This window comes from Mesorhizobium sp. YM1C-6-2 (assembly GCF_003666685.1).
Taxonomy (GTDB): domain Bacteria; phylum Pseudomonadota; class Alphaproteobacteria; order Rhizobiales; family Rhizobiaceae; genus Mesorhizobium_K.
This window is the reverse complement of record NZ_RCIZ01000008.1, coordinates 149,955-164,614: the sequence shown is the minus strand read 5'-3', so window position 1 is coordinate 164,614 and position 14,660 is coordinate 149,955. Positions and strand designations below refer to the sequence as shown.

At 67.1% G+C, this 14,660-nt stretch carries 9 protein-coding genes; all 9 read left to right on the top strand.

What is annotated here, in order from left to right:
- The 9 genes from D8676_RS19540 to addA all read left to right on the top strand — a co-directional run bounded on the left by D8676_RS19540 (position 1) and on the right by addA (position 14,603).
- Positions 1-444, top strand: a complete 444-nt coding sequence (locus D8676_RS19540) for an HPr kinase/phosphorylase (RefSeq protein WP_121582765.1) — start codon at positions 1-3, stop codon at positions 442-444.
- 184 nt (positions 445-628) lie between these two features.
- Positions 629-1,030, top strand: coding sequence for a PTS sugar transporter subunit IIA (locus D8676_RS19535; RefSeq protein WP_121582764.1), 402 nt, complete (start codon positions 629-631; stop codon positions 1,028-1,030).
- Between the two features lie 10 nt (positions 1,031-1,040).
- Positions 1,041-1,343, top strand: a complete 303-nt coding sequence (locus tag D8676_RS19530) for an HPr family phosphocarrier protein (RefSeq protein ID WP_121582763.1) — start codon at positions 1,041-1,043, stop codon at positions 1,341-1,343.
- Positions 1,344-1,558: 215 nt separating this feature from the next.
- Positions 1,559-2,959: an adenosylhomocysteinase gene (ahcY, locus tag D8676_RS19525; protein WP_121582762.1), complete on the top strand. Its 1,401-nt coding sequence runs from the start codon at positions 1,559-1,561 to the stop codon at positions 2,957-2,959.
- A gap of 200 nt (positions 2,960-3,159) precedes the next feature.
- Positions 3,160-5,733 carry a PAS domain-containing sensor histidine kinase gene (locus D8676_RS19520; protein WP_121582761.1) on the top strand — a complete coding sequence of 858 codons (2,574 nt, stop codon included), beginning with the start codon at positions 3,160-3,162 and terminating at the stop codon, positions 5,731-5,733.
- Positions 5,730-7,253 (top strand): tRNA (adenosine(37)-N6)-threonylcarbamoyltransferase complex ATPase subunit type 1 TsaE, encoded by a 1,524-nt coding sequence (gene tsaE, locus D8676_RS19515; protein ID WP_121582760.1) that lies wholly within the window; start codon positions 5,730-5,732, stop codon positions 7,251-7,253. The genes D8676_RS19520 and tsaE overlap by 4 nt, the downstream gene beginning before the upstream one ends.
- Entirely contained in the window at positions 7,250-7,993 is a 744-nt protein-coding gene (locus D8676_RS19510; protein WP_121582759.1) for a nucleotidyltransferase family protein, read from the top strand. The genes tsaE and D8676_RS19510 overlap by 4 nt, the downstream gene beginning before the upstream one ends.
- Positions 7,990-11,100, top strand: coding sequence for a double-strand break repair protein AddB (gene addB / locus D8676_RS19505; protein WP_121582758.1), 3,111 nt, complete (start codon positions 7,990-7,992; stop codon positions 11,098-11,100). Before D8676_RS19510 ends, addB begins: the two co-directional genes overlap by 4 nt.
- A complete protein-coding gene (addA, locus tag D8676_RS19500) occupies positions 11,097-14,603 on the top strand; it encodes a double-strand break repair helicase AddA (protein ID WP_121582757.1) in 3,507 nt (1,168 codons plus the stop codon). The genes addB and addA overlap by 4 nt, the downstream gene beginning before the upstream one ends.
- Positions 14,604-14,660 lie beyond the last annotated feature (57 nt).

The following is a 14,660-nucleotide window of genomic DNA, read 5'->3' as shown; positions in this document are numbered from 1 at the left end:
ATGCCGCAAAACATCCACGCCAGCGCGGTCGTGCTCGGTGATCGCGGCATTGTGATCGTCGGCTCTTCCGGCATGGGCAAGACACAGCTTGCCCTGACGCTTATATCCCATGCCCGGTCGTTCGGATGGTTCGCGCGGCTGGTGGCCGACGATCAGGTCCTGCTGTCTGTTCATGGGGGCCGCGTGATCTGCGCGGCGCCGGCAACCATCGCGGGGCTGGTAGAGGTCAGGGGCGTCGGTCCGCAGCCGACGGCCTGCGAAATGAAGGTGCCTGCGGACCTGGTGGTGCGGCTGGTGGAACGGCATGTGGCGGAACGCTTTCCGGAGACGGCAACGGAGCCGCTGCTCGGCTGCGAAGTGCCGCTGCTGAAGCTCGCCGCGGATGACCGCAGGGCCGCGCTGATGGCGGTGGCGGCGCGGCTTTCGCTGCCGCCTTTCGGCTGAAAGCGGGCTGGAACAGGATATTGCGCTGCGGCAAAATGGCCATGGGATGCGCAAATATGGGCTTGTCAACGCTTCGCGCGTCGACAAGATAGCGCTCCCGCCGACCGGACAGCCCGGATGGGCGTGAGCCAGGGCAGGCTCTACGGAATGCCGGTGAACGGATGATGACGAAAGCCTGGAGAGCATGATCGGCTTGGTGCTTGTGACGCACGGTCGTCTGGCAGAAGAGTTCCGCAACGCCGTGGAGCATGTCGTCGGCCCGCAGGAAAACTTCGAGACCGTCTCGATCGGCGCGGACGACAACATGGAGGAACGGCGCAGGGACATCGTCGACGCCGTGGCCCGGGTCGACCAGGGTTCCGGCGTGGTGGTGCTGACCGACATGTTCGGCGGCACGCCGTCCAACCTCGCCATTTCCGTGATGGAAGCGGGGCGGGTCGAGGTGATCGCCGGCATGAACCTGCCCATGCTGATCAAGCTGTCAAGCGTGCGCAAGGCCGACAAGCTTGCTGTCGCGGTCGAGGAGGCGCAGGCCGCCGGCCGCAAATACATCAACGTCGCCAGCCAGCTTCTGGCGGCCAAATAAGCGGGGCAGGATGAGCGAGGCGGGAAGTTCTGAAGCAGAAGGTGCCATCGCCCGCGACTTCCTGATCATCAACCAGCGCGGCCTCCACGCGCGGGCTTCCGCAAAATTCGTGCAGCTCGCCGATTCCTATCGCGCTGCCGTGACCGTCGAGAAGGACGGCATCAAGGTCGGCGGCACGTCGATCATGGGCCTGATGATGTTGGCCGCGAGCCCCGGCTGCTCCATCCGCGTGACGGCTACGGGTCCGGACGCTGAGCAGGCGATCGACGCCATCGAGCAACTGATCGCCACGCGTTTCGGCGAGGAAGCCTAGGCCTCGGAAGGCCGTTTTCGCGGCCTGCGCATCCGTGTGTCATATGCACGAATAAAGATTTCTTTATATCCCATTGTCGATTTCAGGGCGATCTGCTAGTCACAGCGCACCTTTCGCGCATGCATCCGTCGCTGGATTGCTGCGCTTCCCAACAGGCTGGGCCGCGGATTTCCATGATCCGCAGCGCGCGCCAGACCGAGTGAAAATTCCGGAGCATAAGCATGGCCAAGGACTATAAAGTTGCCGATCTGTCGCTTGCAGGCTGGGGCCGCAAGGAGATCGAGATCGCCGAGACCGAGATGCCGGGCCTGATGGCCTGCCGCGACGAGTTCGGCGACAAGCAGCCGCTCAAGGGCGCGCGCATCTCCGGCTCGCTGCACATGACGATCCAGACTGCGGTGCTGATCGAGACGCTGAAGGCGCTGGGCGCCGACATACGCTGGGCGTCCTGCAACATCTTTTCGACGCAGGACCATGCCGCGGCGGCGATCGCCGATTCCGGCATCCCGGTCTTTGCGGTCAAGGGCGAGTCGCTGGAAGAGTACTGGGAATACACCGACCAGATCTTCCAGTGGGCGGATGGCGGCCAGTCGAACATGATCCTCGACGATGGCGGCGACGCCACCATGTATATCCTGATCGGCGCGCGGGCTGAGGCGGGCGAGGATGTGCTGTCGAAGCCGGGCAGCGAGGAAGAGGAAATCCTCTTCGCGCAGATCAAGAAGCGGCTGGCGGCAACGCCCGGCTTCTTCACCAAGCAGCGTGACGCGATCAAGGGCGTCACCGAGGAGACGACGACCGGCGTCAACCGGCTCTACCAGTTGCAGAAGAAGGGTCTGCTGCCCTTCCCCGCGATCAACGTCAATGACAGTGTCACCAAGTCCAAGTTCGACAACAAGTACGGCTGCAAGGAGAGCCTGGTCGACGGCATCCGCCGCGGCACCGACGTGATGATGGCCGGCAAGGTGGCGATCGTCGCCGGCTACGGCGACGTAGGCAAGGGCTCGGCCGCGTCGTTGCAGGGCGCCGGCGCCCGCGTGAAGGTCACCGAGGCCGATCCGATCTGCGCGCTGCAGGCGGCGATGGACGGCTACGAGGTCGTCACCATGGACGACGCGATCTCGACCGCCGACATCGTGATCACCGCGACCGGCAACAAGGACGTGCTGACCCTCGACCACATGCGCAAGCTGAAGGACATGGCGATCGTCGGCAACATCGGCCACTTCGACAACGAGATCCAGGTGGCGTCGCTGCGCAACCTGAAATGGACCAATGTGAAGCCGCAGGTCGACATGATCTCCTTCCCCGATGGCAAGCGCATGATCCTGCTGTCGGAGGGCCGCCTGCTCAACCTCGGCAACGCGACCGGCCATCCGAGCTTCGTGATGAGCGCCTCCTTCACCAACCAGGTGCTCGCCCAGATCGAGCTGTTCACAAAGCACGGCCAGTACCAGAACCAGGTCTATGTGCTGCCGAAGCATCTCGACGAGAAGGTCGCCAAGCTGCATCTCGACAAGCTCGGCGCCAAGCTGACGGAACTGTCCGGCGAGCAGGCCGCCTATATCGGCGTGGCGCCGCAGGGACCGTTCAAGCCGGAACACTATCGCTATTAACCATAGCGACTTCAGACACAACATATTGAGGCCGGGCGATTGACATTTCGCCCGGCCTCATTTTTGGCCGGCGGCCTTCTTCACGCCGATTCGCGCAAGGGCTATGGTTCGGTGATTCGCGACGCCACCGTGTTACGGGGAACGGTGGAAGCGCTCTTGCCTGTGCGGTCTTGCAGTCAGGCGGCGGAGAGGAACAAGACATGCCGGGGGATGCCCCGCGTCAAGCGGGAAAGGCCGAATCCGGCCGGAACGGGGATTCCGGAAACGCCGTCGGGGCAGACGGCAACGGGTTCCGTGTCCGCGGCACCCGGCAGCTTCCAAGAACCCTGCGACGGACCCTGATCTGGGGCGGCGCCGCATCGTCGATGCTGGCCGCAGGCCTCGCCCACGCGCAGGAAACACCAGCACGGCCGCCTGCATCCTTCGGCACGTTCGAGGTGATACAGCTTGCGATGTTCGCAGGCGTCATGGGCGCCGCGCTCCTGTCGGCGATCTTCCTCATCCGCGAGCGCGCCAGGACCGCGGCCGAGAACATCGAGCTGCGCGGCCGCGTCGCCGACCTCAATGCGGCGATCCAACGCTCCGAGGCGCTGCTCAACCTGCGCGACCAGCGCATCATCGTCTGGAACGACGACAGGCGGAAGCCGGAGCTGATCGGCTCGCTGCCGGTCGAAAGCGGCGCCCCCGACGAGCGTGCCTCGTTCCTCGCCTTCGGCCGCTGGCTGATGCCGCGTTCGGCGGCGGCGCTCGAGAACGCGCTTGCGGCGCTGCGCGAGAGGGGCATAGCCTTCGACCTGGTGATCGAGGCGCAGAACGGCGCGCCGCTCGAGGTGCAGGGGCGCAAGAGTGCCTCCTACGTCATCGTGCGCTTCCTGTCGCTCTCCGAAAGCCAGCGCGCGCAGGCGCGGCTGAAGCTCGACAACCAGGTGCTTTCGGCCAGCCACGAGACCATGCTCGGACTGGTGGACGCGCTGAGCATGCCGTTCTGGATCAGGGCCAAGGACGGGCAGCTGAGATGGGTGAACCGCGCCTACGCCACGGCCGTCGAGGCGGTCGATGCGGAAGCCGCCGTCCGCGAGGGCAAGGAACTCCTGGGCACCCAGGCGCGTGACGCGATCGACAGGGAACACAGGTCGCAGCCGGTCTTCGACCAGGCGCTGTCGACGGTGATCGCCGGCGACCGCAGCGTCCTGGCTGTCACGGATTTCGCCGGCCCCGAGGGATCGGCCGGCATCGCCGTGGACAAGAGCGAGATCGACGCCATCCGCGCCGAATACGAGCGAACGGTCAGGAGCCACGCCGACACGCTCGACCGGCTCACCACAGCGGTTGCGATCTTCGACGAGCACGAGAAGCTGCGTTTCTTCAACCAGGCCTTCCAGAAACTCTGGGAACTCGACCACGGCTTCCTGGCCAGCGCACCGGACAATGCACTGCTGATCGACAGGCTGCGCAGCGAGGGCAAGATCGCCGAGCAGCCGGAGTGGCGGCGCTGGAAGGAAACCCTCCTTTCCGCCTATCGCTCGGTCGATCCGCAGGAGCATCTGTGGCACCTGCCGGATGGTCGTACCATCCGCGTCGTCGCCAATCCGCAGCCCAAGGGCGGCGTCACCTGGGTGTTCGAGAACCTGACCGAGAAGATGGCTCTCGAAAGCCGCTACGCCACCGCGGTGCGCGTGCAGGGCGAGACGCTGGACAATCTGGCTGAAGGGGTGGCGGTGTTCGGGCCTGACGGCCGCATCCGGCTCTCCAATCCGGCCTTCGACACGCTGTGGCAGCTTCCCGACGATATCGTCGCCCGGAAGGCACATATCTCCGACATCAGGGCGCATTGCGAGCCGCTGGCGAAGGACAGCCCCTGGGCGGGTTTCGTCGCATCCGTCACCGGCTTCGACGAGGAACGGCGCGACCGTCACGGCCAGACCGAGCTCGCAGACGGTACGGTGCTGCGCTACGGCGTCATCCATCTCCCCAACGGCCAGGTGATGATCACTTTCGTCGACGTCACCGACCGGGTGAACATCGAGCGGGCGCTGAAGGAAAAGAACGAGGCGCTGGAGAAGGCCGATCAGCTGAAGAACGACTTCGTTCAGCACGTCTCCTACGAGTTGCGCTCGCCGCTGACCAACATCATAGGCTTCACCGAACTGCTGTCATTGCCGGCGACCGGGCCGCTCGGACCGCGCCAGCGCGAATATGTCGAGCATATCGGCTCGTCGTCCTCGGTGCTGCTCACCATCGTCAACGATATCCTCGATCTCGCCACCGTCGATGCCGGCATCATGGAACTCGACATCTCCGAGGTGGACGTCAAGAAGACGATTGCCGCCGCGGGCGAGCTGATCGCCGACCGGCTCGCCGAACATTCGATCGCGCTCAAGGTGGAGACGGTCTTCGCGCCGGAATACATGCTTGGCGACGGCATCCGCATCCGGCAGATATTGTACAACCTGCTCAGCAACGCGGTGAACTATGCGCCCGATGGCAGCACCATCAGGCTCGCCTGCCGGGGACTGGAGATCGGCACGGAATTCTCGGTGCACGACGACGGGCCGGGCATGCCGCCGGAAATCCTCGACACGGTGTTCCGCCGCTTCGAGCCGCGCAGCAATGGCGGCCGCCGCCGCGGCGCCGGGCTTGGGCTGTCGATCGTGAAGAGCTTCGTCGAACTGCACGGCGGCAGCGTGCGCATCGAGACGGCGCCCGACCAGGGCACGACGGTGATCTGCATGTTCCCGATCCATCCCGCCGGCATGCGCGACGCCGCTGAATGAACGCTGCCACGGCCCGGACGCAAGTGCTCGAACGCCATCTGCCGGACGAAGGAGCGACGGCGCGGCTGGGCGAAGACCTCGCCATGGCGCTACGCGCCGGCGACGTGCTGGCGCTGTCGGGCGACCTCGGCGCCGGCAAGACGACGCTCGCCCGCGGGCTGATCCGCGCCATGGCCGGCAACGAAGGGCTTGACGTTCCGAGCCCGACCTTCACGCTGGTGCAGTCCTACGACACGCGGGTGCCGCTCAACCATTTCGACCTCTACCGGCTGGGCTCGCCCGACGAACTCGACGAACTGGGGCTGGACGAGATGCTGGCGACCGGCGCGGCGCTCATCGAATGGCCGGAACGTGCGGAGGGCCACCTGCCGGAGGGCACGCTCTCGGTGGAACTTGCGCATGAGGGCGAGGGACGGCTGGCGCGGATTACCGGCTCGGGGCCGGCCTTCGAGCGCATCGCGAGATCGATTGCGATGCGGGACTTCTTGGCCCGGGCGGGCTGGGGCGAGGCGAGGCGAAGATATTTCACCGGCGACGCTTCGGCGCGCTCCTATGAAACGGTGACGCTGCCGGGCGAGCAAGCCAGGGTGCTGATGAACTCGCCGCGCCTGGTGCTCGGCCCGCCGGTACGCGATGGAAAACCGTATGCCGAGATCGCACATACCGCGCAGTCGGTCGCAGCCTTCATGGCGATCGACCGCGCGTTGGCGAAGGGCGGGATCTCGGTCCCGGAAATCTTCGCCCAGGATCTCGAGAAAGGATTCTTGCTCATCGGTCATCTCGGTTCGGAGAATTTCCTCGATGGGGAAGGCCGTCCGGTTGCCGAGCGCTACGCAGCGGCGGCGGAATTGTTGGCGGAAATCCATGGGAAGGACTGGCCGTCGCGGCTGGAGGCAGCACCCGGCCTGGATCATGATGTGCCGCCCTTCGACCGCGACGCGATGATGATCGAGGTCGAGTTGCTGGTCGACTGGTACGTGCCCTACGCCACCGGCCGGCCGGCCGGCGAGGCGCTGCGTACCGGCTTCCGCGCGGCCTGGGATGCGGCTTTCGACAGGCTCGACCGCGCGGAAAAAAGCCTGGTGCTGCGCGACTTCCATTCGCCGAACATCATCTGGCGAGCGGAGCGGAAGGGCCATGACCGGTTGGGCATCATCGATTTCCAGGATGCGTTGGTCGGGCCCGCGGCCTATGACGTCGCCTCGCTCGCCATGGATGCGCGGGTCACGGTGCCGCCCGATGTCCAGAAGACCACCGTCGACGCCTACGTGGCGGCGCGCAAAAGCCAGGGCGGATTTGACGAGGAGGCCTTTGCGGAGGCCTATGCCATCATGGCGGCGCAGCGGAACTCGAAGATCCTTGGAATATTCGTGCGGCTCAACGAGCGCGACGGCAAGCCGGCCTATCTGAAGCACCTGCCGCGCATCAGGAACTATCTGGAGCGGGGGCTGGCGCATCCGGCGCTGGCCGGGCTGCGCGACTTCTATCTGCGCAACGGACTGATCGGGGGGACTGCATGAGTGCAAGGCCGAAGATCGCGATGGTGCTGGCCGGCGGGCTTGGCAAGCGCATGCGTCCGATCACCGACACCATCCCCAAGCCCCTGGTGAAGATCGCTGGCCGCACGCTGCTCGACCGGGGCCTGGACACGCTGGCCGCCGCCGGCGTCGAGAAGGCGGTCGTCAACGTGCACCATTTCCCCGAGCAGATCGTCGCCCATGTCGCGTCGCGCACGCGGCCCAAGGTGGCGATCTCCGACGAGAGCGCCGGCCTGCTCGATTCGGCCGGTGGCATCGTCAAGGCGCTGCCGTTGCTCGGCCGCGAGCCGTTCTACGTCCTCAACGCCGACACGTTCTGGATCGAAGGAGAGGGGTCACTTGGGGGCGAGCCGAACCTCGTCCGTCTCGCCCTTGCCTGGGACGCCGCGAAAATGGATATTCTGCTCATGTTGGCAGACCTCGATTCGGCGACCGGGCACACCGGCGGCACCGATTTCCTCGTCGGTGGCGACGGCGCGCTGAGGCGCGCGCACAACGACCCGGCGGGACTGATCTATGCGGGTGCGGCGATCATCAATCCGGCGATACTCGCCGGCGCGCCGGAAGGCCCATTGTCGCTCAACCGCTATTTCGATGAGGCCATAGCGGAAGGCCGCCTGTTCGGCCTCGCCATGCGCGGAAGCTGGATCACGGTGGGCACGCCCGCGGCAATCCCGCTCGCCGAAGCGGCGGTCGAGCGGGCGCTCGCCGGAGCGGCATGAAGGGCACGGCGCTTCCGCGCATCTTCTCCATACCGCCCGGAGCGGCTTTCCTGCCGACCCTGGCCGACGCGCTGCTGTCCGGCCGGCTGGTGCCGGGCTTCGGCCACGACGGCGATCCGCTGAAGCTTGCGAGCGCGACGATCTACGTGCCGACCAGACGCGCGGCCCGCGAACTGCGCGCGGCCTTCGTGGAGAAATCGGTGGGCGGCTCGGCGATCCTTCCGACGGTGAAGCCGCTCGGCGAGTTCGACGAGGATGAGGCAGCTTTCGGCGAGGGGGACGCCGGGGCGCTCGATCTGGCCCCGCCGATTTCGGCCGTCGATCGGCTGCTCCATCTGGCGCCGCTCGTGCGGGCCTGGAAGAAACGGCTGCCGGCGCATGTCGCGGCACTCTTCGACGAGGAGATGGTGGTGCCTGCGTCGGCCGCCGACGCCATCTGGCTGGCGCGCGACCTCGCCGCGCTGATGGACGAGATCGAGACGGAGGGCTCTGACTGGACGCGGCTCGCGGCGCTGGCGCCAGAGAATCTGTCGGGCTGGTGGCAGGTCACGCTCGACTTCCTGTCGATCGTGACCGAGCACTGGCCGGATTTTCTTGCCTCGCGCGGGCAGTCGAACCCTGCGGCGCATCGCAGTGCGCTGATCCGGCTGGAGGCCGAGCGGCTGCTCAGGAAGCCTCCGCCGGGTCCAGTTATCGCGGCGGGTTCGACCGGCTCCATTCCGGCGACGGCGGAGTTGCTTTCCGCGATCGCGCGCCTGCCTGATGGCGCGGTGGTGCTGCCGGGGCTGGACAGGGAGATGGATGAGACGTCCTGGTCGGTGCTGACGGAGCCTGCCCCGAGGCCGGCCGTGCTCGGCCATCCGCAATATGGCCTGGCGAAACTGCTCGGCAAGATCGGCGTCACGCGGGCCGACGTCGAGGAGATCGGTGCGCCGGACGGAGAGGCGAGACTGCGCGCCCGGCTGGTGTCGGAGGCGCTGCGGCCGGCGGAGACGACCGACGAATGGGCCGGCAGCCGCACCGGCTTCGGTGCCGGTGATATCGACGCGGCGCTGGCCGGCGTGACGCTCGTCGAAGCGCCGCGCGAGCGTGACGAGGCAGCCGCGATCGCCGTCGCGCTCCGGCAGGCGGTCGAGGAGACCGGCGGCAAAGCGGCGCTGGTCACAGGCGACCGTGAGCTAGCGCGGCGCGTCTCGGCCGAACTGCTGCGCTTCGGCGTGCGCGCCGACGATTCCGGCGGCGCGCCGCTGGCGAACACCCCGCCGGCTGCGCTCCTGCGCCTGATGCTCGAAGCGGTGTTCAGGCCGGGCGATCCGGTTGCGGTTGTCGCGCTGCTGAAGCATCCGCTGCTCGCACTCGGACTGGAGCGGCGGCGCGTCCGCCATGCGGCCGAGACGATCGAGTTGGTGGCGCTGCGTGGCGGCACCGGAAGGCCAGACATCACGACACTCGGCGAGCTGTTCGAGGAGCGGCTCGTCGCCGACGGGCGCAAGCCGTTCTGGGCCGAGCGTCTCACCGAAAGGCGTATCTCGGCGGCGCGGGACGTGCTGCGCTGGCTGGCGACGGCGCTGGAGCAGCTGGCAGGTTTGCGCGACGAACCGGAAGTGGCGTTCGGCGAGATGGTGAAGGCGACGGTGCTCGCCTTCGAGGCGCTCGGCCGCGATGCGAAGGGCAGCCTTGCCGAGCTGTACGCAGGAGACGCCGGGGAGAAGCTCGCCGAATTCCTGCGCGGGTTGGCCGGCGCCACTGCCGGTTTCGAATTCCAGCCAGGCGAATGGCCGGAAGTGGTAGCCGCGCTGATCGGACCGGAGACGGTCAAGCCCTCGCAGGGCGCCGAGCGGCGCATCGCCATCTGGGGCGCGCTGGAGGCGCGGCTGATGAGCGTCGAGACGCTTGTGATCGGCGGGCTGAACGAGGGCAGCTGGCCGCGCCGTGCGGAGGCCGATCGCTTCATGTCCAGGCTGATGAAATCGGGCCTCGACCTAGAACCGCCGGAGCGACGGATCGGCCAGGCCGCGCATGACTTCACGATGGCACTCGGCACGAAGCGGGTCATGCTTACCCGCTCCGCCCGTGCGGGTGAGGCGCCGGCGGTGTCGTCGCGTTGGCTGCAGCGGCTGACGACTTTTGCCGGCAAAGAAGCGGCCGAGACGATTGCCGGCCGTGGGCGGCAATTGCTCGCCTGGGCGGGCGAGCTGGATGCGGGTCCCCAGGTGAAGTTCGCGGCGCGGCCGCAGCCGAAACCGCCGCTGTCCGTCCGCCCGGCGCAGTTCTCGGTAACCGAGATCGAGACATTGCGCCGAGATCCCTACGCGATCTATGCGAGGAAGATACTGAAGCTTAGGGAACTCGACCCACTGCTGCGCGATCCCGGCGCGGCGGAGCGGGGCACGCTGTTTCACGCCATTCTCCATCGCTTTGCCGCATCGGGCACCGATCCGAGGGACGCGTCCGCTCTGGACGTGCTTCTGGCGAAGGGCAAGGAATGTTTCGCCGAGGCGGCGCTGCCGCCGGATGTGGAGGCGGTGTGGTGGCCGCGCTTCGAGCGGCTGGCGGACGAGATCATCGCCTGGGAGAGCGCGCGCGCCGAGGACGTGACGCAGCGCATGGCCGAGGCGCGAGCGTCTTCGACGACGGTCGGGAGTTCGGAGGTCACGCTGTCAGGCTATGCCGACCGCGTCGACGTCTTGCGCGAAGGGTTGGCGGACATCATCGACTACAAGACCGGTTCGTCGCCGTCCAAGGGACAGGCCCATACGCTGCTTGCGCCGCAGCTTGCATTGGAGGGAGCGCTGCTGAGACGCGGCGCCTTCAAGGAAACGGGAGCGCTCGATCCGGCCGATCTCGCCTTCGTGCGGCTGAAGGCGAACGGCGAGGTGCTGCACGAGTCCATCCTCGAACACGATCGCAACTCGAAAAGCGCCGTGGATCTTTCAGAAGAGGCCTGGGCGCGGCTGGAAAAGCTGTTGCTGCATTATCGCGACCCGCAGACGGGCTACCTGTCGCGGGCGCTGCCGTTCCGTGAAGCCGAGGTCGACGGCGAATACGACCATCTCGCGCGCGTGCTTGAATGGTCGGCCGGCGGCCCGGGCGAGAGCGACGAATGAGCAAGCGGCGCTACACCGTCCCCGGCGACACCGCGGACCGGCAGGCCCGCGCCTCCGATCCCGGCAATTCCGTCTGGGTGTCGGCCAATGCCGGTTCGGGCAAGACGCATGTGCTGTCGCAGCGCGTCATCCGCCTGCTGCTCGAGGGCACCGATCCGTCGAAGATACTCTGCCTGACCTATACGCGCGCCGCAGCCGCCAACATGTCGAACCGGGTCTTCTCCAGCCTGTCGGAATGGACGATGCTGGGCGACCAGGATCTGGCAAAACGCATCGCCGAGATCGAAGGCCGGCAGCCTGACGCTGCAAAGCTGCGCCGTGCGCGAAAACTGTTCGCCGAGGCGCTGGAGACGCCGGGCGGGCTGAAGATCCAGACCATCCACGCCTTCTGCGAATCCGTGCTGCACCAGTTCCCCCTGGAAGCCAACATCGCCGCGCATTTCGAGATGCTCGACCCTGAGATGGAGGAGCTGCTTTTCGCCGAGGCGCGCCGCGAGATGCTGACCGGCGCGGTGGCCGAGAAGCCGGGGTTGGCGGAAGCCTTCGCCGTCGTCCTCGAGCGCGGCGGCGAGTTTGGGCTCGACCTCCTGCTGCAGGAGATCGTCAACCGGCGCGACGGTCTAAGGGGGTTCATCGACGGGCTGGGTGGCGACACCGCAGCCTATGCCGGCCTGTTCGAGGAGTTCGGCTTCGCGGAGGCGGAGACCGCGGAGACGATTGCCGACGCGGCTTGGCCGCTGCCGGGGTTTGCTTCCGACGTCTTCGATACGTTTCGGGACGCCGCGCTCGTGACCAATGCGAAGAGCGTGTTGAAGAACATGCTGCCCGCGCTGGATCTGGCTTTCCGGGAGCACGATCCGGTCAGGCGGCTGAAATTTCTGGCGGACGGTTTTTTGAAGGCCGACGGCGCCCCCTACAATGCCACCAGGGCGTTCACGCGCGCGCTCCACAACGCGATCCCCGACCTGGCCGACCGTTATCAGGAGGCGGTCGCCGCCATCCGTTCGGCCCGCGACCGGCTGGCGCTGTTCCGGATGCTGGAGGGAACGCGCGTGGCGCTGACTATCGCGGACTGGCTGATCGCCCGCTACGAACAGTTGAAGACGGGGCGCGGCTTTCTCGACTTCAACGACCTGATCACGCGCACCGTGCGGCTGCTGGCGCGCCAGGATGCCGGCGCCTGGGTGCAGTACAAGCTCGATCAGGGCATCGACCACATACTGCTCGACGAGGCGCAGGACACCAGCCCCGAACAATGGTCGGTGGTCAGAAGGCTGGCGGAGGAGTTCTTCGCCGGCATGAGCGCGCGCGACAATGTCCGCCGCACGGTGTTCGCGGTCGGCGACGAGAAACAGTCGATCTACTCCTTCCAGGGCGCGTCGCCGGAATCCTTCGCCGAGACGGGCGCGGAATTCTCGCGCCGCGTGCGCGAGGCCAATGCGGGCTTCGAGCAGGTGCGTCTCACGCTTTCCTTCCGGTCGACCAACGACGTGCTCCACGCGGTGGATCGTGTCTTCGCCGGCGACCAGGCTCGGCGCGGCATCACCCACGATCCCGATCCGGTCAGGCACGATGCGATCCGATTCGATGCGCCCGGCTATGTGGAGGTCTGGCCGTCGGTCGGCGCCGACACGGTGGAGGAGCCGGACGACTGGACGCTGGCCGTGGACCATGCGCAGGCGCCGGCGGTGCAGGTCGCCGAAGCGGTGGCGGCGACGATCAAGCACTGGCTGGATTCCGGCGAGGTGATCGAGGGAACCGGCAAGCGGTTGTCGCCCGGCGACGTGATGGTTCTGGTCAGGAAGCGCGACCGCTTCGTGCATGCGCTGTCGCGCAGCCTGAAGGAGAAGCGGATCGCGGTGGCGGGCGCCGACCGGCTGAGCCTGCCGGCGCATATTGCGATCAAGGACATGATGACGCTCGGCCGCTTCCTGCTGCAGCCGGAGGACGACCTGTCGCTGGCCGCGGTGCTGCGCAGCCCGATCTTCGGGCTGAACGAGGACATGCTGTTCGAGCTGGCGGCAAAGCGCGGGGATCGCTGCTCGCTGGCAGAAGAACTGCGCCGGCAGGCGCCCGGCGACCTCTTCCTGGCCGAGGTGGTGGCGAAGCTCGACGCATGGGCAAACGAGGCGGCGTACCGGCCGGTGTTCGAGTTCTATTCCGGCGTGCTCGGCCGCGACCACGTGCGCCAGCGGATGATCGCGCGTCTCGGCCACGAGGCGGGCGACATACTCGACGAGTTCCTGAGCTTCTGCCTTGCCGAGGAACGCGCCGGCCTGCCGGGACTGGAGGCGTTCCTGGCGACGCTCGAAAGCGCCGGGCCGGAGATCAAGCGCGAGATGGACCAGGGCCGCGACGAGGTGCGCATCATGACGGTGCATGCCGCCAAGGGCCTGGAGGCGCCGGTGGTGTTCCTGGTCGACGGCGGCACGGCGCCGTTCAGCGAGCAGCATCTGCCGAGGCTGATGCCGTTCGACATGAGCGACGGCTCGAGAGGCTATCTCTGGCGTTCTTCGAAGGAGGTCGCCAACGGCTTCTCGCGGACCGCCGAGGGGCGCGTCAAGGAAGCGGCTGACGACGAGTACCGACGGCTGCTCTATGTCGGCATGACCCGCGCCGAGGATCGGCTGATCGTTTGCGGCTATCACGGCAAGCGCGCGCGCAACCCGAGGACCTGGCACACGCTGGTCCGCGACGCGCTGGTTGGCATACCCGAAACCGAAGAGCTTGCGCATCCGGTGAGCGGAGAACCGGTCCACCGCTTCCGCAGCAAGATTTTGCCTGCCGTGGAGGCCGCTGAGCGCGATGCGACGGCGGCTGCGGAGCCGGTCGCGCCCTTGCCGCACTTCAGGTCACTGCCGCCGGACGACGACCTGCCGCGACCGCTGTCTCCGTCGGGAACCTCGGTGCTGATCGAGGATGCCAGGGAGCCGGTGGTCTCGGCCCGCTCGCCGGTACTCGACGGAGAGGAGGAGCCCGGTTTCGCCGTAGCGCGCGGCTCGGCGATCCACAAGCTGCTGCAGGTGCTGCCGGACATGCCTATGGACGGGCGGGCAATCGCCGCCCGCCGCTATCTGGGGCGCGCCGTTCCGGACTGGCCTGACGAGGAGCGGGAGGCCGCCTGGCTGCAGGTGGAGACGATCCTCGGCGCTGAGGGTTTTGCGCCACTGTTCGGGCCCGATTCCCGCGCCGAAGTGGCGATCATGGGCGAGATCGAGCTACGCGGCCGCAAGCGGCTGGTGTCGGGCAAGATCGACCGGCTGGCGGTGACGGACGACGCGGTTCTGATCGTCGACTACAAGACCAACCGCCCGGCCCCTGCCTCGATGGCCGAGGTGCCCCCGGCCTATGTGCTGCAGCTTGCGCTTTACCGTGCCCTGCTCGGTCCGCTCTATCCAGGCCGGAAGGTGGCCGCCGTGCTGCTGTTCACCGAGACGCCGCGGCTTGTCGACCTGCCCGACGCGGCGCTGGATGACGCGCTTGCCCGACTCACGCGAGCGTGAGACAAAGTTGCCGGGACACAAACGCTGCTTGAATTTGGGCAGCCACACCCCACATAT